The sequence below is a fragment of the Streptomyces sp. NBC_01351 genome (assembly GCF_036237315.1).
Lineage (GTDB): Bacteria > Actinomycetota > Actinomycetes > Streptomycetales > Streptomycetaceae > Streptomyces.
This window is the reverse complement of the sequence record NZ_CP108356.1, coordinates 669,354-693,833: the sequence shown is the minus strand read 5'-3', so window position 1 is coordinate 693,833 and position 24,480 is coordinate 669,354. Positions and strand designations below refer to the sequence as shown.

The 24,480-nt window shown below is 71.2% G+C and carries 16 protein-coding genes and 4 pseudogenes; 10 read left to right on the top strand and 10 right to left on the bottom strand.

What is annotated here, in order from left to right:
- The first annotated feature begins 507 nt into the window (after nucleotides 1–507).
- The 4 genes and pseudogenes from OG625_RS03380 to OG625_RS03365 form a co-directional block, all read left to right on the top strand.
- The gene (locus OG625_RS03380; RefSeq protein WP_329376566.1) at nucleotides 508–1,989 is read left to right on the top strand and encodes a xanthine dehydrogenase small subunit; all 1,482 of its coding nucleotides are present in this window, start codon (nucleotides 508–510) and stop codon (nucleotides 1,987–1,989) included.
- Complete coding sequence (gene xdhB / locus OG625_RS03375; RefSeq protein WP_329376565.1) at nucleotides 1,986–4,370, top strand: xanthine dehydrogenase molybdopterin binding subunit; 2,385 nt, start codon at nucleotides 1,986–1,988, stop codon at nucleotides 4,368–4,370. Before OG625_RS03380 ends, xdhB begins: the two co-directional genes overlap by 4 nt.
- A gap of 1 nt (nucleotide 4,371) precedes the next feature.
- A complete protein-coding gene (xdhC, locus tag OG625_RS03370; RefSeq protein WP_329390408.1) occupies nucleotides 4,372–5,181 on the top strand; it encodes a xanthine dehydrogenase accessory protein XdhC in 810 nt (269 codons plus the stop codon).
- A 593-nt stretch (nucleotides 5,182–5,774) separates the two neighbouring features.
- Nucleotides 5,775–6,725, top strand: a pseudogene (locus OG625_RS03365) (glycoside hydrolase family 3 C-terminal domain-containing protein); the annotation flags it as partial.
- Nucleotides 6,726–6,732: 7 nt separating this feature from the next.
- On the opposite strand, the gene OG625_RS03360 reads toward OG625_RS03365, so the two are convergent.
- The gene (locus OG625_RS03360; RefSeq protein ID WP_329376564.1) at nucleotides 6,733–7,644 is read right to left on the bottom strand and encodes a CehA/McbA family metallohydrolase; all 912 of its coding nucleotides are present in this window, start codon (nucleotides 7,642–7,644) and stop codon (nucleotides 6,733–6,735) included.
- A gap of 96 nt (nucleotides 7,645–7,740) precedes the next feature.
- Here OG625_RS03360 and OG625_RS03355 point away from each other — a divergent pair, with 96 nt between their 5' ends.
- A complete protein-coding gene (locus OG625_RS03355; protein WP_329376563.1) occupies nucleotides 7,741–8,838 on the top strand; it encodes a LacI family DNA-binding transcriptional regulator in 1,098 nt (365 codons plus the stop codon).
- Nucleotides 8,839–8,857: 19 nt separating this feature from the next.
- Here the strand turns inward: OG625_RS03355 and OG625_RS03350 are convergent, their stop codons facing one another.
- The gene (locus OG625_RS03350; protein WP_329376562.1) at nucleotides 8,858–10,072 is read right to left on the bottom strand and encodes a DUF418 domain-containing protein; all 1,215 of its coding nucleotides are present in this window, start codon (nucleotides 10,070–10,072) and stop codon (nucleotides 8,858–8,860) included.
- Nucleotides 10,073–10,183: 111 nt separating this feature from the next.
- Complete coding sequence (locus tag OG625_RS03345; protein WP_329376561.1) at nucleotides 10,184–11,494, bottom strand: ROK family transcriptional regulator; 1,311 nt, start codon at nucleotides 11,492–11,494, stop codon at nucleotides 10,184–10,186.
- Nucleotides 11,495–11,652: 158 nt separating this feature from the next.
- On the opposite strand from OG625_RS03345, the gene OG625_RS03340 reads away from it, so the two are divergent.
- The 4 genes from OG625_RS03340 to OG625_RS03325 are packed head-to-tail and all read left to right on the top strand — an operon-like array spanning nucleotide 11,653 to nucleotide 16,230.
- Entirely contained in the window at nucleotides 11,653–12,972 is a 1,320-nt protein-coding gene (locus OG625_RS03340) for an ABC transporter substrate-binding protein (RefSeq protein ID WP_329376560.1), read from the top strand.
- Nucleotides 12,973–12,981: 9 nt separating this feature from the next.
- On the top strand, nucleotides 12,982–13,983 hold the full coding sequence (locus OG625_RS03335; protein ID WP_329376559.1) for a carbohydrate ABC transporter permease: 1,002 nt from the start codon (nucleotides 12,982–12,984) through the stop codon (nucleotides 13,981–13,983).
- Entirely contained in the window at nucleotides 13,973–14,854 is an 882-nt protein-coding gene (locus OG625_RS03330; RefSeq protein ID WP_329376558.1) for a carbohydrate ABC transporter permease, read from the top strand. Before OG625_RS03335 ends, OG625_RS03330 begins: the two co-directional genes overlap by 11 nt.
- The gene (locus OG625_RS03325; RefSeq protein WP_329376557.1) at nucleotides 14,851–16,230 is read left to right on the top strand and encodes a GH1 family beta-glucosidase; all 1,380 of its coding nucleotides are present in this window, start codon (nucleotides 14,851–14,853) and stop codon (nucleotides 16,228–16,230) included. The genes OG625_RS03330 and OG625_RS03325 overlap by 4 nt, the downstream gene beginning before the upstream one ends.
- 133 nt (nucleotides 16,231–16,363) lie before the next feature.
- Here the strand turns inward: OG625_RS03325 and OG625_RS03320 are convergent.
- The 7 genes and pseudogenes from OG625_RS03320 to OG625_RS03290 form a co-directional block, all read right to left on the bottom strand.
- Nucleotides 16,364–16,657: pseudogene (locus OG625_RS03320) on the bottom strand (discoidin domain-containing protein); the annotation flags it as partial.
- A 151-nt stretch (nucleotides 16,658–16,808) separates the two neighbouring features.
- Nucleotides 16,809–18,965, bottom strand: coding sequence for a discoidin domain-containing protein (locus tag OG625_RS03315; protein WP_329376556.1), 2,157 nt, complete (start codon nucleotides 18,963–18,965; stop codon nucleotides 16,809–16,811).
- A gap of 468 nt (nucleotides 18,966–19,433) precedes the next feature.
- Nucleotides 19,434–19,664: pseudogene (locus OG625_RS03310) on the bottom strand (PIG-L deacetylase family protein); the annotation flags it as partial.
- A gap of 16 nt (nucleotides 19,665–19,680) precedes the next feature.
- The gene (locus tag OG625_RS03305; protein ID WP_329376555.1) at nucleotides 19,681–20,367 is read right to left on the bottom strand and encodes an NUDIX domain-containing protein; all 687 of its coding nucleotides are present in this window, start codon (nucleotides 20,365–20,367) and stop codon (nucleotides 19,681–19,683) included.
- Nucleotides 20,368–20,386: 19 nt separating this feature from the next.
- Nucleotides 20,387–20,797: pseudogene (locus tag OG625_RS03300) on the bottom strand (class I SAM-dependent methyltransferase); the annotation flags it as partial.
- A gap of 68 nt (nucleotides 20,798–20,865) precedes the next feature.
- Nucleotides 20,866–21,156 carry a hypothetical protein gene (locus OG625_RS03295; RefSeq protein ID WP_329376554.1) on the bottom strand — a complete coding sequence of 97 codons (291 nt, stop codon included), beginning with the start codon at nucleotides 21,154–21,156 and terminating at the stop codon, nucleotides 20,866–20,868.
- A complete protein-coding gene (locus tag OG625_RS03290; RefSeq protein ID WP_329376553.1) occupies nucleotides 21,093–22,319 on the bottom strand; it encodes an NUDIX domain-containing protein in 1,227 nt (408 codons plus the stop codon). The genes OG625_RS03295 and OG625_RS03290 overlap by 64 nt, the downstream gene beginning before the upstream one ends.
- 581 nt (nucleotides 22,320–22,900) lie before the next feature.
- Between OG625_RS03290 and OG625_RS03285 the strand changes: the two genes are divergently transcribed.
- Nucleotides 22,901–24,472: an oleate hydratase gene (locus tag OG625_RS03285; RefSeq protein WP_329376552.1), complete on the top strand. Its 1,572-nt coding sequence runs from the start codon at nucleotides 22,901–22,903 to the stop codon at nucleotides 24,470–24,472.
- Nucleotides 24,473–24,480 lie beyond the last annotated feature (8 nt).

The following is a 24,480-nucleotide window of genomic DNA, read 5'->3' as shown; positions in this document are numbered from 1 at the left end:
GGTTAAGCGGCCCCACGGAAACCACGTTGCACTGCAACCACACATTTACCGTAAGTAACATTGTTGTAATATCCCTTCATTCTGGAGCGCGCCGCGGCGTGGTACCGTATGGGCGATTTGTCGTAGCTTTCTGGAACCTGTTGGTGGTCTCCACATCCCGCGCTTGACCGATGGGCCTGCGGCAACGTAATTTCGACCGAACCGGATCGTGAGCTGTTGAAAGGAGGCGAAGTCAGATGTCCACCATCTCTGACCTGCATCGCCTCGCTCAGCAGGCCGCCTGGGTTCCGGGTCGTGTAGCACACGGCTGCTGACGCAGCCCCCCTTCCCGGTGTGCCCGATCGCGGGCCCCGGCACCTTCGCACTCTCTTTCATCGCCTGAGGCACGTCGTTGCGTTGCGTGCTCATTTGCGCTCTGGGTTCTCGAGCTGCGCCACCGAAATAGAAAGCTCCTGAAATGGCGACTAGCATTATCAGTTTGACCACGCACCGAAATGAGGTTGCGTCGTGGTAGCAGCACGTATAACGGTCAACGGCAAGGAAACACCTCTCGCTCCGGCTGCGCCCCACACCACGGTGCTGGACTTCCTGCGCGACCGCGGCCTCACTGGTACCAAGGAGGGCTGCGCCGAGGGTGAGTGCGGCGCCTGTTCGGTCCTGGTGGCCCGTCCCGGCGTGAACAAGCCCACCGACTGGGTGGCGGTCAACGCGTGCCTGGTCCCGGCCGCGGCGCTCGACGGCCAGGAGGTCATCACCTCCGAGGGCCTCGCCACCGCCGGTGAAGCCGGCGAGCAGCCCACCCTGCACCCCGTGCAGGAGGAGATGGCGGTCCGCGGCGGTTCCCAGTGTGGTTACTGCACGCCGGGATTCATCTGCAGCATGGCCTCCGAGTACTACCGGCCCGACCGCTGCGCGCACGAGGACACGGGCTCGGACGCGGACTCGGCGCACGGCGTCGACTCCGAGCACGGTCCGAACGGGTTCGACCTGCACTCGCTGAGCGGAAACCTGTGTCGTTGTACGGGTTACCGCCCGATCCGCGATGCCGCGTACGCCGTCGGCGCGCCCACCGAGGACGACCCGCTGGCGCAGCGTCGCGAGCAGGAGCCGCCCGCACCGGCCGCCACCGAGTACACCCAGGGTGAGAGCACCTTCGTGCGCAAGAGCACCCTGGCCGAAACCGTGCAGCTGCTGCGCGAGCGGCCCGACGCGGTCGTGGTCGCCGGCTCCACCGACTACGGCGTCGAGGTCAACATCCGTTCCCGCCGTGCGGACCTGGTCGTCGCCATCGACCGGCTCCCCGAGCTGCGGGAGCTGCGCGTCGAGTCCGACCACATCGAGATCGGCGCGGCGGTCACCCTCACCGAGATCGAACGCCGCCTCGACGGCGACGTCCCGCTGCTGGCGGAGCTGTTCCCGCAGTTCGCGTCGCGGCTCATCCGCAACAGCGGCACCCTCGGCGGCAACCTGGGTACCGGCTCCCCCATCGGTGACAGCCCGCCGGTGCTGCTCGCGCTGGAGGCGTCGCTGGTGCTCGCCGACGCCGACGGTGAGCGCGTGGTTCCGCTGGCGGACTACTTCACCGGGTACCGGCAGAGTGTGCGCCGTCCCGACGAGCTGATCCGCGCCGTGCGCATCCCGCTGCCGCTGTCGCGGGTCACGGCCTTCCACAAGATCGCCAAGCGGCGCTTCGACGACATCTCCAGCGTGGCGATCGCTTTCGCGCTCGACATCGAGGACGGGATCGTCCGCAAGGCCCGCATCGGTCTGGGCGGCGTGGCCGCCACCCCGATCCGCGCTCTCGCCACCGAGGCGGCCCTGGAGGGCAAGCCGTGGTCGGCGGAGACCGTCGAGGCCGCGGCCCGGGTGATGCGGGGCGAAGGCACCCCGATGAGCGATCACCGCGCCAGCTCCATCTACCGTTCTGCGATGCTCGGCCAGAGCCTGCTGAAGCTGCACGCACAGACCACCGAGGCGGTGTCGTCATGAGTCATCTGTCCGAGCGTCCCGAAAAGCCCGTAGTCGGCGTTTCGATGCCGCACGAGAGCGCCGTCCAGCACGTCACCGGCACCGCGCTCTACACCGACGACCTGGTCTACCGCACCAAGGACGTCCTGCACGCCTACCCGGTCCAGGTCATGAAGACCCACGGCACGATCACCGCGCTGCGCACCGAGCCCGCGCTCGCCGTGCCCGGTGTGGTCCGCGTGCTGACCGGTGCCGACGTGCCCGGCGTCAACGACGCCGGCATCAAGCACGACGAGCCGCTGTTCCCCGACACGGTCATGTTCCACGGCCACGCGGTCGCCTGGGTGCTCGGTGAGACCCTGGAGGCGGCCCGCCTCGGTGCGGCGGCCGTCGAGGTCGAGCTCGACGAACTGCCTTCCATCATCACGGTGAAGGAGGCGATCGCGGCCGAGAGCTTCCACGGCGCTCGTCCCCTGATGATCGCCGGCGACATCGACGCCGGGTTCGCCGACTCCGCTCACGTGTTCACCGGAGAGTTCCAGTTCTCCGACCAGGAGCACTTCTACCTCGAGACGCACGCCGCTCTGGCGCACGTCGACGAGGGTGGGCAGCTCTTCATCCAGAGCAGCACCCAGCACCCGTCCGAGACGCAGGAAATCGTCGCGCACGTCCTCGGCCTGCACAGCCACGAAGTGACGGTGCAGTGCCTGCGGATGGGTGGCGGCTTCGGCGGCAAGGAGATGCAGCCCCACGGGTTCGCCGCCATCGCCGCGCTCGGCGCCAAGCTGACCGGTCGGCCGGTCCGAGTGCGTCTCAACCGCACCCAGGACCTGACCATGTCCGGCAAGCGCCACGGCTTCCATGCCTCGTGGAAGATCGGCTTCGACGCCGAGGGCCGTATCCAGGCCCTGGACGCCACGCTGACCGGAGACGGCGGCTGGAGCCTGGACCTGTCCGAGCCGGTCGTGGCCCGTGCGCTGTGCCACATCGACAACACGTACTGGATCCCCAACGCCCGCGTCGCGGGTCGCATCGCCAAGACGAACAAGACCTCCAACACCGCCTTCCGCGGTTTCGGTGGTCCGCAGGGCATGCTGGTGATCGAGGACATCATGGGCCGGGTCGCGCCGCTGCTCGGCCTGGATGCGATGGAGCTGCGCGAGCGCAACTTCTACAAGCAGGGCCAGACGACGCCGTACGGGCAGCCGGTCGGTCAGCCCGAGCGGATCTCCGCCGTCTGGGAGCAGGTCAAGGAGAACGGCGGCTTCGCCGATCGCCGGCGCGAGATCGCGGCCTTCAACGCCGCGCACCCGCACACCAAGCGGGCGCTCGCGATCACCGGCATCAAGTTCGGTATCTCGTTCAACCTCACCGCCTTCAACCAGGCCGGTGCGCTGGTGCTGATCTACAAGGACGGCTCCGTCCTGATCAACCACGGCGGTACCGAGATGGGCCAGGGCCTGCACACCAAGATGCTGCAGGTGGCCGCGACCACGCTGGGCATCCCGCTGCACAAGGTGCGCCTCGCCCCGACGCGGACCGACAAGGTGCCCAACACCTCCGCCACCGCGGCCAGTTCCGGCGCGGACCTCAACGGTGCGGCAGTGAAGAACGCCTGCGAGCAGATCCGCGCGCGGCTGCTCGAGGTGGCCGGCACCCAGCTGGGTGGCAACGCCTCGGACGTGCGCATCGTCGAGGGCGTCGCACGGGTCCTCGGCAGCGACAAGGAGCTGGCCTGGGACGACCTGGTCCGCACCGCGTACTTCCAGCGGGTCCAGCTGTCGGCTTCCGGTTACTACCGGACCGAGGGTCTGCACTGGGACGCGAAGTCCTTCCAGGGCTCCCCGTTCAAGTACTTCTCCTACGGCGCCGCCGCGACCGAGGTCGAGGTGGACGGCTTCACCGGTGCGTACCGCATCCGGCGTGTCGACATCGTCCACGACGTCGGCGACAGCCTGTCCCCGATGATCGACATCGGTCAGGTCGAGGGCGGTTTCGTGCAGGGCGCGGGCTGGCTGACGCTCGAGGACATGCGGTGGGACTCCAGCGACGGCCCCAACCGCGGTCGTCTGCTGACCCAGGCCGCGAGCACGTACAAGCTGCCGAGCTTCTCGGAGATGCCCGAGGAGTTCAACGTCACGCTGATGGAGAACGCCACCGAAGAGGGCTCCGTGTACGGCTCCAAGGCCGTGGGCGAGCCTCCGCTGATGCTGGCGTTCGCGGTGCGCGAAGCGCTGCGACAGGCCGTCGGGGAGTTCGGGCCCGCCGGAGCCAGCGTGGAACTCGCTTCCCCGGCGACGCCGGAAGCGGTGTACTGGGCAATCGACGCCGCCCGCAAGGGCGACGTGGAGCGCGACGGCAGTGAGTTCCTCACCGCTGCCGGCGCCTTGAGCCATGCCTGACATGACCTGGGTGGCCGCGGTCGCGCGGTTGCGAGAGCGCCGGGAACCCGGTGCGCTCGTGACCGTCGCGACCGTGCGCGGTCACGCCCCCCGCAAGGCCGGCGCCAAACTCGTCGTGGGACGGACCGAGACCTGGGGCTCCATCGGTGGCGGCAACATCGAGGCCGTCGCCATCGATCGGGGCCGCGAGCTGCTCGGCATGTCCGATCCGGAGCCGGAGCTGATGGAGTTCGCCCTCAACGACAAGGTCACCAACCAGCACGGAGTGCAGTGCTGCGGCGGAGCGGTCACCGTACTGCTCGAACCGCTGCCGGTGCTCCCGACGGTGGCGATCTTCGGCGTCGGGCACGTGGGCCTGGAGCTGGCGCGCATCCTGGCCCGGCACAACATCGATCTGCACCTGATCGACAGCCGGTCCGACATACTCGCCGAGGAACGGCTCTCCGTGCTCGGGGATGCGGTGGCGCACGTACAGGTGCACCACACACCGCTGCTCCCGGAGGAGGTGCTCGCGGACCTGCCGGCCGGCAGCCACGTCCTGATCATGACCCATGATCATGCCGAGGACGCCGCGCTGTGCGACGCCGCCCTGCGCACCCCCGGTCTCGGCTCGATCGGGCTGATCGGTTCGGCTGCCAAGTGGACGCGGTTCAAGCGCCGTCTGGCCACCGAGGGAGGTCACGACGCCGCCACGATCGACCAGATCAAGACCCCGATCGGAACGACCGGGATCACCGGCAAGGAACCCGCCACGATCGCGGTCAGCGTCGCGGCGGACCTGCTCCGGGCCTTCGAAGAGGAGCGCCGCTAAGCGGCGGCGAAGTCGGTTGCCGCGGTCCGCGTATGCGGGCGGTAGCCGGCGGGGCGTGACGTGGCACTGTGCCGGGCGTAACAGCCCGGCACAGTGCGTCGGCGCCCTTGTTCAAGTGACCTTCTGTGCACAGGCGTTGACATCGCCGTCGGAGCCCGGGGAGCATATGGGAGAGCGCTCTCCCGTGCTCCCCTCCTGCGGTCCGGCGCTGCGCGGTCCAGTGCTCCCCGCGCCCCGCCCGGCCCCGGCCCGGCGGAGGGCATCGGCATGCGCGGTGGCGAAGAGGGCCGGCTCGTGGACAAGCTCGGCCTGCCACGGGGCGTGCGGCTGCTCACCGGCCGGGACACCTGACGCACCCACCCCTAACCGGCCCTCGGCCTGGGCGAGATGGTCTTCTCCGACGGCCCGTCCGGGGTGCGCGGGCCCGGCTGGGACGAGCGCTCCACCTCCGCCCTGCTGCCCTGCCCGAGTGCGCTCGGCGAGCTCTGGGGCGAGGAACGCGTACGGCGGCTCGGCGCACTCCTCGGCGAGGAAGCCCGCCGCAAGGGCGTGCACGTCCTCCTCGTCCCCACCCTCAACCTGCACCGCAGCCCCCTTGCCGGACGGCACTTCGAGTGCTTCGCCGAGGATCCGCTGCTCGCCGGCCGCACCGGGGCGCCCCCGGCACAGGCAGGGCCGCCGTGCTCACCGCGGCCCCGCCCGCCCCCGACCCGGCCGAGGCGCTCGCCGCGGCCGTGGCCGCCGCCCGCGCTGCCGACGCGGCGGTGGTTTGCGTGGGCACCACCGAGGGCGCGGAGTCCGAGGGGTACGACCGCAGCTCCCTGCAACTACCCGCTCCTCAGGGCGAGTTGGTGCGTTCCGTCGCCCGGGTCAATCCCCGTACGGTCGTCGTCGTCAACGCCGCCGGCCCCGTCGAGCTACCCTGGCGCGCGAAGGTTGCCGCGGTCCTCCTCGCCTGGTTTCCCGGTCAGGGAGCGGGCCACGCCCTCGCCGACGTGCTCCTCGGCCGCGCCGAACCCGGCGGCCGTCTCCCCACCACCTGGCCCGGGGTCCTCGTGGACGCCCCGGTCAAGGCCACCCGGCCCAGCGGTGGAGTCCTCCCGTACGAGGAGGGTCTGCACATCGGCCACCGTGCCTGGCTGCGCGCGGGCACGACCCCCGCGTACTGGTTCGGCCACGGCCTCGGCTACACCACCTGGCGCTACGAGGACCTCGGCGCACCCGAGCCGGACCCGGGCGGCGGCTACGAGGTCCGGGTCACCCTGCGCAACACCGGCCCGCGCTCCGGCCGCGAGGTCGTCCAGACCCACCTGGCCCGCCCCGGCTCGGCGGTCGACCGCCCGGTGCGCCGGCCGGCCGGATGGACCGCGGTGCGGGCGGCGCCGGGCGAGCGGGTGACGGCGCGCGTACGCATCCCCGCGCGGGCCCTCCAGTACTGGTCGCCGCAGATTCGTGCCTGGGTCACGGAGCCGAGCCTCTTTACCCTCCAGGCGGGCCCCACGGCCGGCGAACTGCCGCTGCGGGCCGAGCTGGAGGTCATGTGACGGGACGTCAGGCGGAGCCGGGTTGCCCCAGGTGGATCGGGTTGCTCCAGGCGCGGCCGCCGTCGCCGTCCTCCACCGTGACCCGGCAGTATCCGTTCCCGAACATCGCCACGGGCAGGGAGCATGCCGTCAGGGCCTCGCCCTCGATCACCTCCGCCCCCGGGGTACCGCCGGTGAGCAGCACCTTGCGCACCGGCGAGCAGCGCACCCTGAGCAGGCCGTCGTCGATCCGGATGTCGTGCAGCTCGGGGCCGGTGCTGGAGTAGTAGTGGCCGGCCTTGAGGGACGACAGGAGCAGCTCCGGGTCGAGCGACTCGGCCCGCACCTGGACCCAGGCGGCGCAGCCCGGCGGGTCCTGGGGCTGGAAGTGCGCGTCATCGGCGGCGTAGGCGTGCAGGCGGCGACCCCGGCGCAGCAGGACGTCGGTCAAGTGCCAGCTGCCGCCCCGGTGTTCCCGCTCGGAGAGCGCGTTGTGGACCTCGACCGCGTGCGCCGCGTCCAGGCTCTCGGCGTCGGCCGTGGTGAGCAGGGACGCGGCGGGATGGGCCATCCCGACGAACGCGCCCGCCGCGCGCGCCCGGCGGGCCAGCTGCGGTCCGCTCTCGTCGGGCTCGGGGGGCGGGAAGCCGAGCGGCAGCCCCACGGCGATGACGTGCCACTCCTGGCCGGCCTCGGTGCGGGGAGCGTGCAGTTCGGCTCCGAGGAGCGTGGTGAACCCGGGGGTGCGCAGCCGGCGGGTGTCCGTCAGCGGGACCCCGTACTCGGGCCGGAAGTGGTCCGTGAGGGCCAGGAAGTCGTAGCCGGCCTCCCGGTAGAGGCGCCCCACCTCCTCCGACGGGAGCGCCCCGTCGGACCGGTCGGAATGGGTGTGCAGATTGCCCCGCCAGAAGCGTCCGGGCCGGTTGAAGGGCAGGTCCATCACGAGTGCATCACGAGTGCCTCCGCAGGCTCGGCCGGGTGCGTTCGTACGCCGCTCTCACCATAGGCCGCCGCCCCCGGCCGCTACAGTGCGGCCATGGACACGGGGCGGCGTACGGGAACGGGCTTGGGTACGGGCGGAGTTCCGACGCTGGAGGACGTGGCGCGGGCCGCCGGGGTGTCCCGGGCCACCGTGTCCCGCGTGGTCAACGGGGTTCGGAACGTGGACCCCGCCATCCAGCAGGCGGTGCGGCGGGCGGTCGCCGCGACCGGGTACGCGCCGAACCGGGCGGCGCGCTCGCTGGTGACCCGTAGGTCGGGGATCGTGGCCCTCGTCGTCTCCGGGGCGGGCTCCGGCGCGGGCTCCGGTGCCGGAGCCGGGGGAGCGGGGGACGGGTTCGCGGCCCGGGTGTTCGAGGACCCGTTCTTCGGGCGGGTGGTCAGCGGCGTCGTGCGCGGGCTGCGGCCGCACGGGGCGCACCCGGTGCTGATGTTCGCCGACTCCGCCGAGGACCGCGCCGAGGTGCTCGCCCACCTGGCGCAGCGCAGCGCGGACGGGGCCCTGCTGGTCACCACCGACCCCCGCGACCCGCTGCCCGGGATGCTCGCGGAGGCCGGCCTGCCCGCGGTGCTCTTGGCGTGCCCGGCGGCCGGGGTGCCGCTCGACCACGTGGACCTGCGGCACCGCGAGGGCGGGGAGCTGGCGGCCCGGCACCTGCTGGGGCTGGGCCGCACCCGGCTCTCGGCGATCGGGGGCCCGGCGGACGTACCGGCGAGCCGGGAGCGGCTGGCGGGCTTCCGCGAGGCCGCGGCGGCCGGCGGGACCCGGTCCCGGATCCCCGTCGCCGAGGGGGACTTCACCCTCGACGGGGGCGAGCGGGCCATGCGGCGCCTGCTGGCCGGGGAACCGGGCCTGGACGCGGTGTTCGCCGTGAACGACGTGATGGCGCAGGGGGCCTGCCTGGTGCTGCGCGAGCACGGCCGCCGGATACCCGAGGACGTGGCGGTCGTCGGCTTCGACGATTCCGGCGCGGCTGCGGCCTGCCGGCCCAGGCTGACGACCGTACGCCAGCCGGTGGAGGAGATGGCGGCCGAGATGGTTCGTCTGCTGCTGGACCGGGTCGCGGCCGACGCATCCAGGGCACCTGTCTCGGTCCTCTTCGCGCCTGCCTTGGTGATCTGTGACTCGGCCTAGCCGGAGGGGCCGGCCCGGCCTAGCCCGGGGTGTGGGCCGGGTCGCGGGGGAGCCTTGCCAACGTCACTGCCCGGAGCAGCCACTCCACCGGGCCGTACCGGTAGAGGGCCATCAGCCGGGTGCTCAGGGCCAGTTGGGCGGCGTACAGGGCCAGCGCGCCCAGGGTGACGATCGTGGTGCCGAGTCGGTCGTAGAGGGCGAGTCCGTACGCGGTGAAGACGAGGGCCATGACCAGGGACTGGCTCAGGTAGTTCGTCAGGGCCATCCGGCCGGCAGGGGCGAACAGAGCCGTCACGCGCGCGCCCCGGGCGGTGTTCATGAGCAGGAGCATTCCGCAGACGTACGCGGCGGTGAGTGCGGGTGCGGTGACCAGGCCCACCACCTGGCCCGGCAGTGCCCACCGCGGCCCGAGCGGACCGCTGACGGCCAGAGCCATGAAGAGGCTGCCGGGCAGGCCCGTGGCGACACCGAGCAGGCAGATGCGGCGCATGCGGGCGCGATGGCTCCGCGTGTCGGTGAGGAGGCGCAGCTTGCCGCAGTGGAGCCCGGCCAGGAACGCCGTGACGACGAAGCCGCCCATCATGACGGCGGCCAGGAGCGCGTCGGGCAGCTGGCCGATGTTGGCGCGCACGACGGACGCCGGGCTGTTCCGGTAGTCGGCTATCAGTGCGGGGAACTCCGCCGCGATCCCGGCGTCCAGCGAGGTCGTCTCGGCATCCGACACCAGTAGGGACAGAGCCCCCACGAGGAGCAGGAAGCCGGAGACGCACCCGTGGACGATCCGGGCCGCGCGCAGTGCCGTCCCGGGCGAACAGCCGCGCGCGGCGATGAGGATCAAGCCGAGCACGGCGTACGTCATGAGGATGTCCCCGACGTACAGCAGCACGGCGTGCAGGGCCCCGAGGACGAGCAGGCCGAGCGTACGGCGCAGGTGCCGGGGAACGGCCTTGGCGCCGTCGCGTTCGGCGGAGCCGAGCTGGAGGGTGAAGCTGTAGCCGAAGAGGAACGAGAACAGCAGGTAGAACTTGCCGACCATGAAGGTCTGGACGATCCCCTCGACCGTCCGGTCGAGTGTGGACGCGTTCGGGTTCTCGAAGGCTCCGATCCCGTACGGATTCGCCATCATCAGAGCGTTGACCAGCAGGATGCCCAGGAGTGCGAAGCCGCGCAGTGCGTCGACCTCCGGTATTCGCGGCGGTCGGGCCTGGCGTGTGGGGGTGGCCGTCGCGGGCACCGGTTCCTCCCGGGGGCTGGGGGTGGTGGGTGTGCGGGGCCTCCGGGGTACCGATTGCCGCGCGGCGGCCAGCGTAGTTGATCTTCCCGCGCGGTGATCACCGCAGGTCGCTCAGGGGGTGGCGCCGCCAGCGCGGACGTCCAATGCCTTGCGCCAGCCCGGGGGTTCGGTGCGCGGTTCGGGGGTCGCGTGGCGGCCGCCCGTGGCGAAGAAGGCGGCGAGGGGGAGGGTGGCCGCGCCGACCGTGACCGCGTCCGGGCCGAGCGAGCCCAGGCCGATGGTGACCCGGCCGGCGGGGTGGCGCAGGGAGTACCGGGTCGCGTGCTCCCGTACCGCCGGGAGGATGCGGGGGCCCAGCATCAGGCCCGCCCAGCCGCCGATGAGGATCCGCTCCGGCTGGAACAGGTTGATCAGGTCCGAGAGCCCCGCGCCCAGGTACTCCGCGGTCTCCTCCAGGACCTCCCGCGCCACCGCGTCCCCGGCGTCGTCCGCCGCCAGCAGGGCCGACAGCGCCTCTTCCTCGTCCATGGACTCCGCAGACCCCGCAGTCCCGCCCCGCTCCGCCCACCGCGCCAGCAGGGATTCCGCCCCGGTGTACGCCTCCAGGCAGCCCAGCGCCCCGCACCGGCAGCGGCGCCCGCGGACCGAGACCGTCAGGTGGCCCCACTCCAGGGGGGTGCCCTCGGTCGTCCCGCCGTCCGGTGAGCCGTCCGTGATCAGGCTCGCGCCGACTCCGGAGCCGAAGAGCACGACGACCGCGTCCCGGGCCCCGCGCCCCGCTCCGAACCACATCTCCGCCTGGCCGAGCGTGCGGGCGCCGTTGTCGATGATGTACGGGACCTCCGCGGGCAGGGCCTTCGTCGCGCGCAGCAGCTCCTCCAGCGGGACCGCATCCCAGCCGATGGTCTGGCCGTGCACGACGGCCCCGCCCGGAGCCTCGCGGTCCACGATGCCCGGAACTCCGACGCCCACGCCCAGCAGGCGTTCCGTACCCACCCCGGCCTCGGCGAGCACGGCGGCGATCCCGTCCTTGACGTGGTCGACGATGGGGCCGACGTCGTAGCAGCCGCGCGGCAGCAACGGCAGCTCGGTGCGCGCCAGTTCGGTCAGGGTCAGGTCGAACAGCTCCACCCGTACCCGGGTCTCGCCGACGTCCACGCCGATCATGTGGGCACTGCCGGGTGCCACGCGGAGCAGGGTGCGGGGCCGGCCTCCGTCGGAGTCGACGATCCCGGCCTCCTCCAGCAGGCCGTCCGCGACGAGCTCGCCGACGACGTTGCTGACGGAGCCGGAGCTCAGCCCGGTGGCGGGCCCCAGTTCCTGGCGGCTCATCGGTCCGCCGAAGTACAGCTGTTGGAGGACGGCGCTCCGGTTGGCCCGCCGTAGGTCCCGCACCGTTCGTCCGCTACGCCCCGTGGTCATCCGGCCCCTTCCGTAGTGACATCGTCCGCAACATACCCCTGCGCGACCCCTTGACGCGACCCTTTCACGAGGCTTAACTCACGTCCTAAATTAAGGCCTGGACGGAGCGCTTCGCGTCGGCCTTCACCTCTGACCCCGCCGAAAGGGACCGAGCCGCCATGCGCAGAATCAGAGCCGCCGCCTCCGCCGCCGTCACCGTCTCCCTGCTCGCCACCGCCGCCACCGCCTGCGGCGGCGGAACCACGGACGGCGCGGGATCCAACGCCGCCCCCAAGGAACTCACCTACTGGGCGTCCAACCAGGGCCCCGACATCCCGGCGGACCAGGCCACGCTCACACCCGAGCTGAAGAAGTTCGAGCAGCAGACCGGCATCAAGGTCAAGCTGGAGGTCGTCCCCTGGGCGGACCTCCTCAACCGGATCCTCGCCGCCACGGCGTCCGGTCAGGGCCCGGACGTCCTCAACATCGGCAACACCTGGTCCTCCTCCCTCCAGGCCACCGGCGCCCTCCTCCCCTGGGACGCCAAGAACTTCGACGCGATCGGCGGCAGGGACCGCTTCGTCGACTCCGCCATCGGCTCGGCCGGCGCCGCCGGCAAGGACCCGGCCGCCGTGCCCCTCTACTCGATGTCCTACGCGCTCTACTACAACAAGAAGATGTTCCAGGAGGCGGGCATCGAGAAGCCCCCGGCCACCTGGGACGAGATGGTGACCAGTGGTCAGAAGCTGTCCAAGGACGGCAAGTGGGCGCTGGGCGCGGAGGGCTCGAACCTCTCCAACAACATCCACCAGACCTTCGTCTTCTCCAGGCAGCACGGGGCCGAGTTCTTCGACGCGGCCGGCAAGCCGACCTTCGACACCCCCGCCAACGTCGACGCCGTCAAGCGGTACGTCGACCTGATGGCCAAGGACAAGATCATCTCGCCCGGCAACGCCGAGTACGACAAGAACCAGTCCCTCCAGGACTTCGCCAACGGCAAGACCGCCATGGTCCTCTGGCAGAACGCGGCGAGCAGCTTCAAGGCCCACGGCATGAAGGAGGGCGACTGGGGAGTGGCTCCCGTACCCGTCCCCGCCGGCGCCGTCCCCGGCGCGGGCAAGAACACCAACTCCATGGTCGCCGGCATCAACCTGGCCGTCTTCAAGAACACCGACAACCTCGACGGCGCCCTGAAGTTCGTGAAGTTCATGACGAGCGACGAGGAGCAGAAGCTCCTCAACAAGACCTACGGTTCCATCCCCCCGGTCAAGTCCGCCCAGTCCGACCCCGCCTTCGCCGGGGAGGACTTCACCGTCCTGCGCAACACCCTCGCCACCAGCGCCGCCCCGCTCCCGCAGGTCCCCGAGGAGTCGCAGTTCGAGACCGCCGTCGGCACGGCCGTCAAGGAACTCTTCGCCGAAGCCGCCGCAGGCAAGCCCGTGACCACCGAATCGGTCAGGGCGAAGCTCACCAAGGCCCAGCAGCAGATGGCGAGCTGAGCCCGTCCGATGGACTCCGCACCCACCCTGCTCCCACCCGGCCCCACGGCCGGACCGGCCCGCCGGGGCGCCGCCGCCCGCGTGCGCCGCCCCGGCCGCAGGCGCCGCATCGCCCTGCCCTACCTGCTGCTCCTGCCCGCCCTCCTGCTCGAACTGCTCATCCACCTGATCCCCATGGTCATGGGCATCGTGGCGAGCTTCCGCGAGCTCACCCAGTTCCACATCCGCGACTGGACGAGCGCCCCCTGGGCGGGCTTCGACAACTACGAGCTCGCTGTCGACGTCAACCGGCCCGTCGGCGAGGCCCTCCTCGGCTCCTTCCTCACCACCTGCCTGTTCACCCTCCTCTCCGTCGGCCTGTGCTGGCTGATCGGCACCGCCGCCGCCGTCTTCATGCAGGAGACCTTCCGAGGCCGCGGCATCCTGCGGGCGCTCTTCCTGATCCCCTACGCCCTGCCCGTGTACGCGGCCGTCATCACCTGGTCGTTCATGTTCCAGCGGGACAACGGCCTGGTGAACCACGTCGTCCACGACCAACTCGGCCTCGGGGGCGCCGAGCACACCTTCTGGCTGCTCGGCGAGAACAGCTTCTGGGCCCTGCTGATCGTGTCCGTCTGGAAGGGCTGGCCCTTCGCCTTCCTCATCGTGATGGCCGCCCTCCAGAACATCCCCAAGGAGCTCTACGAGGCCGCCGCGCTCGACGGCGCCGGCGTCTGGCAGCAGATCCGCCGGATCACCCTGCCCTCGGTCGGCCCGGTCAACCAGGTCCTGGTGCTCGTCCTGTTCCTGTGGACCTTCAACGACTTCAACACGCCGTTCGTGCTCTTCGGGAAGTCCGCGCCGGAAGCCGCCGACCTCATCTCCCTCCACATCTACCAGTCCAGCTTCGTCACCTGGAACTTCGGCACCGGATCGGCCATGTCCGTCCTCCTGCTGCTGTTCCTGCTGCTGGTCACCGCCGTGTACCTGCTCGTCACCACGCGCGGACGGAGGAACGACGATGCGCGCTAGAGCCCTGGGCCCCCGCAGAGCCCGCAGCCCCCTCGACCCGCCCGCCTCGTTCCGGGTGATCAGGGCCGTCTTCCTCACCCTGCTCGCCGGCTTCGTCCTGGTCCCCGTCTACGTGATGGTCACCAGCTCCCTCAAGCCGCTCCAGGACGTGGCCGGCCAGTTCCGCTGGATCCCCAGCGGGCTCACCATCCGCCCCTACATCGACATCTGGCACACGATCCCGCTCGCCACATACTTCGTGAACTCCCTGATCGTGGCCGGGGCCGCCACCGCCTGCTCCGTGGTCATCGCCGTGTTCGCGGCCTACGCCGTCAGCCGCTACCGGTTCCGCGGCAAGCGCCTGTTCACCGTGACCGTGCTGTCCACCCAGATGTTCCCCGGGATCCTCTTCCTGCTGCCGCTGTTCCTGATCTTCGTGAACATCGGCAACACCACGGGGGTCGCCCTCTACGGATCCCGCGGCGGGCTCATCCTCACCTACCTCACCTTCTCCCTCCCCTTCTCCATCTGGATGCTCATCGGGTACTTCGACTCGGTGCCCCGCGACCTCGACGAGGCCGCCACCGTCGACGGGTGCGGCCCGCTCGGCGCACTGTTCCGCGTCGTGATCCCGGCAGCCGTCCCCGGCATCGTCGCCGTCGCCGTGTACGCCTTCATGACCGCCTGGGGCGAGGTCCTCTTCGCCTCCGTCATGACGAACGACACCACCCGCACCCTCGCCGTCGGACTGCAGGGCTACTCCACGCAGAACGACGTCTACTGGAACCAGATCATGGCCGCCTCGCTCGTCGTCAGCATCCCCGTCGTCGCCGGATTCCTGCTGCTGCAGAAGTACTTGGTGGCCGGACTCACGGCAGGAGCCGTCAAATGACCCTTTCCGAAAGCCTTCCCGCCGAGGCCGCGACCGCCATCGACCTCGCCGCCCTCCCCGCCGACTTCGCCTGGGGCACCGCGACCTCCGCCTACCAGATCGAGGGCGCGGCCGACGAGGACGGCCGCGCCCCCTCCATCTGGGACACCTTCACCCGCGTCCCCGGAGCCATCGACGGCGGCCACCACGGCGACACCGCCTGCGACCACTACCACCGTTGGCCCGAGGACATCGTCCTGATGCGGCAACTCGGCACCAACGCCTACCGGTTCTCGGTCTCCTGGCCGCGGGTCGTCCCCGGCGGGGACGGCCCCGCCAACGCCAAGGGGCTCGACTTCTACGACCGGCTGACCGACGCCCTGCTCGCCGCCGGCATCGAGCCCTCCGTCACCCTCTACCACTGGGACCTGCCCCAGGCCCTCCAGGACCGGGGAGGCTGGCCCGAGCGCGCCACCGCCGAGCACTTCGCCGCGTACGCAGCCCTCGTCGCCGAACGCCTCGGCGACCGCGTCACCCAGTGGGCCACCCTCAACGAACCGCTGTGCTCCGCCTGGATCGGCCACTTGGAGGGCAGGATGGCCCCCGGCCTGACCGACCTCACCGCGGCCGTCCGCGCCTCCTACCACCTCCTGCTCGGCCACGGCCTCGCCGCCGAGGCGGTCCGCGACGCGGCCCCCGGCGCCCGCATCGGCATCGTCAACAACCTCTCCACCGTCGAACCCGCCACCGGCAGCGAGGCCGACCGCGCCGCCGCCCGCCGCATGGACGGCCACGTCAACCGCTGGTGGCTCGACCCCGTCCACGGCCGCGGCTTCCCCGCCGACATGCGCGAGGTCTACGGCGTCGACCTCCCCGAACGCCCCGGCGACCCCGCCACCATCGCCGCCCGCCTCGACTGGATCGGCCTCAACTACTACTTCCCGCAGATCGTCACCGCCGATCCGGCCGGCCCCGCCCCCCACGCCCGCCAAGTCGACCGGCCCGGAGCCCCGCGCACGGGCATGGGCTGGGAGGTCGACCCGCACGGCCTGGAGACGCTGATCATGCGCCTGTACGAGGACTACGGGGCGCGGCGCATCCACATCACCGAGAACGGCTCCTCCTACCCCGACACGGTCGCCCCCGACGGCACCGTCCACGACCCCGAACGCGCCGCCTACCTCACCTCCCACCTGGCCGCCTGCGCCCGAGCCGTCCGCCGCGGCGCCCCCGTCGCCGGCTACTACGCCTGGTCGCTGCTGGACAACTTCGAATGGGCCTACGGCTACGACAAGCGCTTCGGCCTCGTCCACGTCGACTACGCGACCCAGCGCCGCACCGTGAAGTCCAGCGGCCGCCGCTACGCCGAGGTCATCGCCGCCCACCGCACCCGCTGATCCGCCGACCCGCCGACCCGCTTCCGTGCCGCGCCCGCCCCGCTCCCCGGGGCGGGCGCTCGCACGCATGCATGCGGAACCGCGCGCCGCCCGGCGGGGAGAAGGCCGACGCGCGGGGTCCACGGGAGGGCCGTCAGGCGTACACCCCGAAGTGGAACAGGGAGTAGCCGTAGCCCGTTCCGCGCTGGGTCAGCTCCAGCCGGACGTAACGCCCCGACGCGGAGACGTCGAAGTCGTCGATCCCGCCGTCACCGGCCGTCGTCGCGTACGCCGTCCGCCAGTTCCGGCCGTCGTCAGACATCCGGATCGCGTAGGCCTTCCCGTACGCGCTCTCCCACACCAGCTGCGCGTGCCGCAGCTGCTTCACCACGCCCAGGTCCACCTGGAGCCACTGTGCGTCGGCCCAGGAACTGGCCCAGCGAGACCTCGTACGAGAGCTGATCGCCCTCCGGGTCGGTCGCCGGCGCCTGGATGGTGATCTCCTTGCCCGCCGGGACGGCGCCCTGATCGGGCACGGAGGGCACGGACACGGTCGGCGGCAGGTTGTCCCCGGCCGTACTGCCCCCGTAGGCGCGGGATCAGGGGAATGAGAGGACGGTCGACGGGACGGTGGACGTGCCCGAGGTGGGGGCGCCGATGCCGTTGATGACGTGCTCGTACTGGCCGTTGCCGCCGAGGGAAACCACGAGGAGGTCGTGGAACTTCACGCCCGCCTTCACCGGGGCCTGGAAGCCGTGCTCCTGATGGATCGTCGGGTCAACGTTGTAGTAGCAGTAACTGCCCAGCCCCCAGCCCTCGTGGGTGTTCACCGAGTCGGCCACTTTGTAGGCCGCGTAGCCCTTGACCGAGCCGTTCTGGATCGCCGCCTGGTTCGGCGCGTCGTACGCCTTCTCGTTCTGGAAGAAGATCGTGCGGCCCCGCTCGCCGTTCCACTCCACGTCGTACTTGTTGAAGTGCTCGACGAACAGCCCCGTGGCCAGGACGTCGTCCCCGTTCACCCGGAATCCGTAGTCGGAGCGGTTGGTCTCCCAGCCCACCCCGTCACCGTGGTCGGCCCGCCAGATCCAGGTGTGGTCGACGATCGTGTCGTGGCTGTTGACGACCATGCCCAGGGTGGCCTTGCCCGCGCCCGCTCCGCCGACGCGGATGAACACGTCCTGGACGGTGGTCGGGTTCGCCGCGTGGTCGGTGGCCGCGCCCGCCGGGCCGACCTCCAGCAGGGTGGGAGAGTTGACGGCGCCCGCGTCGATCAGGAAGCCCGCGAGGCGCACTCCGTCGACGTCGGCGACCTTCATCGCGGTCACCCCGTCGTCCGGGATGATCGTGGCGAGGCCGAGGCCCAGGACGACCGTGTCCGGGCGGTTGACCTGGATGGTCCGGTCCACGTGGTAGACGCCGGGCGTGAAGAGCAGGTGCAGCCCCTGGGCGAGCGCCGCGTTGATCGTGGCCGCGCTCGCGCCCGGCTTGACGACGTAGAACCGGTCGAGCGGGAGCGAGGTGCCCTGCGGCGCCCCGTTGCCCCAGGAGGTGCCGCGGGCGTTCGTGCGCTTCGCCGGGACGAAGACCTTGTACGCGGCTCCGTCCAGGTAGAGGAACGGCTTCTCCCGCGAGACGGGGGTCGTCTCCAGGGTGGTGTACGGCGGGTTCGGGTACGACTGCGCCGGCGCGCCCTGGGTCCCGGAGAACACCTGGTTCCACACCGCGTTGGACCAGCCGCCGATCGAGCTGTCGCGGGTGTACCACTGCTGCTGCGAGTAGTTGCCGACCTGGCCGTCGATCCTGGAGTCGGCGATGTATCCGCCCGATGCCCAGCCGTAGCCGTCGGGGGCCAGGTTCAGGCCGCCCTTGACGTGCATGCGGCGGAAGGGAGCCGCCTGGGACACCGCCCAGCGGTTGGTGCCGTTCACCGGGTTCAGCGCCAGGTTCTCGGCCGAACGCCAGAAGTTCTGGGTGGCGTTGCCGCCGAACCAGCCGGCGTCGACGGTGACGTCACCGTTGATGGTGGTGTCGTCGGGGCTGAGGCCGAGCCCGGAGATCGAGGTGTAGAAGCCGATCTGCGCGTTGAGGCCGTTGTACGTACCCGGCTTGAAGAGGAATTGGTAGCGGCCGGAGCCGAACTGCGCCGACTCCTGCTGCGCGAAGACCTCGTCCAGCTTGGCCTGGATGTTCGGCGTCGAAGGGTCGAAGACGATCACGTTCGGGCCGAGGTCCCCGCCGCCGGGGATGGTCGGGCCGGTACCGGTGGTGCCGTAGACCTGGAACTCCCAGAGCGAGTAGCCGTAGCCGGTCGCCCGCTGGGTGCCGTGGACGCGGACGTAGCGGGCGGTGCCGGTGATGTCGTGGGTCTGGACCCCGCCGGTGGAGGCGGTCGTGGAGTAGCCGGTGGTCCAGTTGGTGCCGTCGAGGGACAGCTCGACCCGGTAGGCCTTGGCGTACGCGGTCTCCCAGCGCAGTGCCACGTGGCTCAGCTGGGCCGGGGCGCCGAGGTCGACCTGTATCCACTGCGGGTCGGCGAACTGGCTCGACCAGCGGGTGCCGTTGTCGCCGTCCACGGCCGCGCCGGCCGGCGTGCCGGCGCCTTCCAGGCTGGAGGCGGTGGCCGGCCTGCCCTGCGAGAGCAGCACGGGAGCCGCCTGGGCCGCGGTGCCCGAAAGCAGCACGAGGAGGGCCGCGATCAGGGCGCCGGCTAGAGCGGCGACGGTGAGTCGCGGGGGGCGATCGGAGAGGAGGGGCATGGGGGTGCTCCTGACGTCATGGATCCGGGGGGATCGAAGCGTGAGTGAACTGCCCACCAGAGAGGCCGTCAAGGGTTCCGGCGTTCATGTACTGAAGATCAAATGGTGTGTCAATTGCGCATCAGGCCCGTGAACTTGGAGTTTCTTCAATCCTTGTGAAAAGTGTTGACGAAAAAAAGTGGCGAGGCTCTACTAAGGCTCCTGACCGCTCCGTCCCACCGTGCCCGCTCGGTGGGACGGAGCGTCGCCCGGCTTCGGGAAGTGTCCCCGGTTCAGGGGTGGTTGCCGCCGTGCGTTCGTTACTCGTCGACGGGCAGGTGGAAGCGGGAGGAGGAGAGTCCGTGGCGGACGAACCACTCGGTCCCCAGCACCGCCCCCTTGTCACCTGCCGCCAGCCCGCTCAGCAGGCCGGGGAGCGAGCGGCCGCGCGTCGCCTCCGAGCGGTGAGCCTGGATCGCGGCCCACTTCCGGTCCAGCCAGGGGCGGACGTTCGGTGTATCCGAGCATGCGGGGTTCTCCGGCGCCGAGGATCCTCAGGGCGTCGGAGAGTTCGGCGGCGCGGTGGCTGCCGGCCGCCCAGGTGGCGGTGACGACGGCTGTGCGTGCGCCGGCCGCCGCGTGCTTGGCGAGGATCCCCCCGGCCGCGAGGGACTCGTCGTCGGGATGGGCGTAGACCGCGAGGAGGCTCGGTGCGGGCATGGACGGTTCCGTTCTCTCAAGGGCGCGGTGAGCCGGTGCCCGGGCCCTGCCGCTCCCCGGCCGCGTGGTCCCCGCGGGGACGTGGAGTGTGGTGCGCGGCCGGTACGCCGGCAAGCAGGCCCGGCCACACCGTGTTCAGCGCCTGCGCGGAGGCGGTGAACAGCGGCTGCGGCAGGGCGCGCAGGGCGGACGGGGTGTGCCACTCCCAGCGGGTGATCAGCTCCGGCTCCCGTACGGCGGGCTCGCCGGTGAAGTCGGTGATCCGCGCGACCTCGGTGACGCGGGTGAAGCCGTGGGCGGAGTCGCACAGGGTGCCCAGCAGCAGGACCGACTCCGGACGGGACACCAGGCCGGCTTCCTCCTCCAACTCCCTTACCGCCGTTGCCTCGAACGCCTCGCCCGGTTCCACCTTGCCCGCCGGCAGTTCCCACACGGCTCGCGAGGGGTTCCAGCCGAGCAGGACCTGTCCGCCGGCATTGGTGACGACGACCGCGACGCCGGCCATCGCGGCCGGGTTCGGGATCCCCTTCTCCCGGTAGGTGACGGCGGAGGTCTTGAACCCGCGGAGCAGCAGGACGGTGGAGTCGTCGGCCTCGACGCGCTCGGTGTGTTCCCAGCCGTCGGCGAGCTGGCCGATCTCGGCATCGTCCAGGCAGATACCCCGTAGGCCCTGCGGGTGCCGGTCGGCGTGCGGGGTGATCACGCACAGGATTGCCCTCGGGTGCGAGGAGCCCGGCGAGGTCGGCCACCGTGCGGGTGCGGTCGGTGAGGTGCGCCAGGGCCCGCCGCATGGTGATGACGCGGTAGCCGTCACCGGTCGGCGTGAGGGCGGCGAGGTTCCCGTCGGTGACGTCGAGCCGGTGAAACGCGATTCCGTCCGGCGAGGCCGCGGCCGCCCGCGCGATGGCGGCTTCGGCCCAGTCCACCGCATCGACCCGATACCCGGCCCCGGCGAGGAAGCGGGCCAGCTCGCCGGTACCGCAGGCTGCGTCCAGGGCCCTGGGGGCCCGTACATCCTCCGGCAGGGCCAAGTGCTCGCCGAGGACGTTCTTCTCGGCCTCGGACAGCGGCCGGAAGTCCCGGCCGCCGTCGTAGTGGGCGTGCCAGTCCTGTGCCGATGGCGCGGTGTTCATGGTGTGCGTGCTCCGTTTCCCCGGTACGAACGCCGCCGCCCGCGGGCGGACATGAGGACGCTGCTCATCTACCTCTCCTGCCTCTCCCAGTCCCAGGTGTCGAAGTACACCGGCATCCCCGTCCGCCGGGCCGCCATGGCCGCTTCCAGCCGCGCGTGGTCCCGGTCCGGCATCAGCTCCCGCCAGTCGGCGACCGTGAGCGCGCGGACCTCGTCGTGCTCGTCTGGGTCGAGGACGATGCCGTCGAGCTGTTCCTGGCTGAGGCGGCCACCGTCGAAGACGTAGCCCACCGTGCTCAGCGGCCACTCCTTCCCGGGCAGTCCGAAGACCGCCGCGAGCAGCCGTGGCGGCCCCGGCACGGTGAGTCCGGTTTCCTCCCGAAGTCGAACAGCCGTGGCTCGCCGCCGTCGCCGAGGAGCACGTTGCGGTACTGGAGGTCCCCGTGCGTGGGCACGAGTACGCGCTGCGGGAGGTCCTCGTACGTGCGGGCCAGGGCGAGGACCAGGTCCGCGTCCCCGTCCGCCAGGTACGGCCCGGCCTCTTCCAGGTGCCGGATCACCGGGCCGGTGCCCGTGCCCGTGCCCGCGGCCGGCGACGGCCCCGCGGGCCGCGCCGGGGCGCAGTGGTGCAGGGCGGAGGCGAGGCGTCCCAGATCGCGCTGGAGACGTACCTCGGCGGACGCGTCGAGGACCATGCCGTGCAGCGGCCGTCCCTCCAGTGCGGTGATGACCACGGCCCGCGCCGCGGTGTCGGCCGCGACCAGGCGGGGAGCGTGCGGCCCGAGCGCCGGCACCCACGTCCTGTACGCGGCCACTTCCCGGTCGTGGAACCGCGCGCCGCGGTGGCGCTTGAGGTACCACGTGCCGCCTCCGGCACCGGTGAGCCGCCAGACCCGGCTGCCGGTGCGCGCCCAGGAGACCTCGACCGCGCGGGTGATCCGGCCGACGGCCTGCTCGGCGAACGCGCGCAGCCGGTGCGGCAGTTCCGTGCCACCGGACGGCGGACCGGGCAGCAGGCGGGTGCGGTCGGGGCCGTCCGCGGAGTACCGGACGGGGTCGCCCGGCTGCTGGAAGTGCACGGCGGCGGGCAGGCCGGCGCGGTAGGCGTCCAGGCCGGCCCGGCAGTACGCCACCATCGGCTCCGCCAGGGCGTCCAGCGGGTACCAGCCCATGCCGTCGCACCGGTCCGGTTCCATCACCCGGGGCCGGCCCGACCACTGCCGCACCTCGAAGAAGACGCCGATCCGGGAACCGGCGCTCCGGGGAGGGTGATGGTGGACGGTGACGGCCGCGGTCACGTCCTCCGTCCCGATGACGACGCCGGTCTCCTCACGGGCCTCCCTGATCACCGCGTCGACCATGTCCTCGCCCGGATCGAGGTGCCCGGACGGCAGGTGCCACAACCCGGCCGCGTACACGGGCCCGGCCCGCCGCGACAGCAGCACCTCCGGACCGGCACATCCGTCGCGGCGCAGGACGAGGTGGACGTCGACCGGCACCGTGAACCGGGAGCCGCCGCTCACCGTGCGTTCCCGGGGCGGTGGCGGACGTCGGGGACCTGGGCAGCCAGGCGTCGGCCGTCCAGCGGGAAGGACACCCAGGACGTCATCGGGCCTCCCGAGAGCGTTGGCAGTGCTCGCAACCGCATGTGCCCCCTTGCCCGGCGGGAGCGTCAACGTGGCGCCCGGTCCGCGGCCGAGGTCGGGAGGGGAGCCGGCGATGTTCGATCGGGCCAGGTTCCGCGCGGTGGGCGGGTGCGGGGTTCATGGCGTCCTCCGGATGGGTGCACGGGTGGCACTGGTGCTCCAAGAACGGCTCCGGATCCTGCCCGTCACGGGTGATTCGGGGGCAAATGCGGAACGTACGTTCTGGTCGCGATGGGTGGGCTTGGGGCGTCTGCGGAGGCGGCGTTGAAACTCGCTCGAACAGGGCGGGGTCGCTCGTGCGGGGGATTGCCTCCCCCTACGCCCTACGCCCCACGCCCCACGCACCACGCCTCGCGCCGAGTCTCGACGGGCGGGCGCATGTGGGCACGCCTATCGTGCGAATGATGCCGCCCGAGGCGGCGGCACGTGGTCGGGGGTCTGGACCGGGAGATTCGATCGTGGCGAAGGCATACCTGGTGGGAAGCGGAATCGCGGCGCTGTCGGCGGCGGCCTTCCTGATCCGCGACGGCGGGTTCGCGGGATCCGACATCGTGCTCCTTGAGGAGCAGGAACGCGAAGGCGGCAGTCTGGACGCGGCAGGCTCGCCCGAGACCGGCTACACCATGCGCGGAGGGCGCATGTTCGAGGTGCACTTCGACTGCACCTACGACCTCCTCGGCTCGATCCCCTCGCTGGACGCCCCCTCGAAGTCGGTCACCGAGGACACCTTCGCCTTCCACCAGGACTTCGCCTGGGACGACCACGCCCGGCTGGTCGACGCCTCCGGCAGGATCGTCGACGCGCACTCGATGGGCTTCTCCGAGCGTGACCGCCTGGAGCTGATCGCGTGCGTGGCGACCCCGGAGCGGCAGCTGGACGGCAAGCGGATCACCGACTGCTTCAGCGAGGGCTTCTTCCGCACGAACTTCTGGTGGATGTGGTGCACCACCTTCGCCTTCGAGCCATGGCACAGCGCGATCGAGTTCCGCCGCTACCTGAACCGGTTCGTCCACCTCTTCAAGACCTTCGACACCATGTCGGGGATCTACCGGACCCGCTTCAACCAGTTCGACTCGATCGTGCGCCCGTTGCTGAAGTGGCTCACCGACCAGGGCGTGACCGTCCGACTCGGGGCCCGCGTCACGGACCTGACCCTCGCCGAAGCGGGGGAGGCGCTCACCGTCGAGGCCATCACCGTGGCCCGCGCCGGAGGCCGGGTAGAGGAGATCCCCGTCGGCCCGGACGACCTGGTCATGGTCACCAACGGCTCCATGACTGCCGGCTCCGCCCTCGGCTCGACCGACGCGGCGCCCGTCCTCGACACGTCCGGCTCCGGCGGCTCCTGGAACCTGTGGGAGACCCTCGCCGCGAAGCGGCCCGGCCTGGGCGATCCCAAGGTCTTCGACTCCTCCGTCGCGGACTCCACCTGGGGATCCTTCACGGTCACCACCAAGGACCCCACCTTCTTCAAACTGATGGAGGAGTTCAGCGGCAGCGAAGCCGGCAAGGGGGGTCTGATCACCTTCAAGGACTCCGGCTGGCTGCTGACGATCGTCCTCAACCACCAGCCGCACTTCCGCGACCAGCCCGACGACACCTTCGTGTGGTGGGGGTACGGCCTCTTCCCCGACAAGGAGGGCGACTTCGTCAGGAAGCCGATGCGGCAGTGCTCCGGCCGGGAGATCCTCGACGAGGTACTGCAGCACCTGCGCTTCGAGCAGGCCCCGCAGATCCTCGACACCTCGATCGTCATCCCCGCTCTGATGCCGTACATCACCAGCCAGTTCCTGGTCCGCAGCCACGGCGACCGGCCCCCGGTGGTCCCCGCGAACTCCACCAACCTCGCCTTCATCGGCCAGTACGCCGAAGTGCCGGACGACGTCGTCTTCACCGTCGAGTACTCCGTACGGACCGCCTGGGCCGCGGTGGCCGGCCTGCTCTACCTCGACAAGCAGCCACCCCCCGTCTACAAGGGCCGGCACAACCCGAAGGTCCTGATGGAGGCACTGGAAACGCTCCACCGGCGCTGAGCGGACGC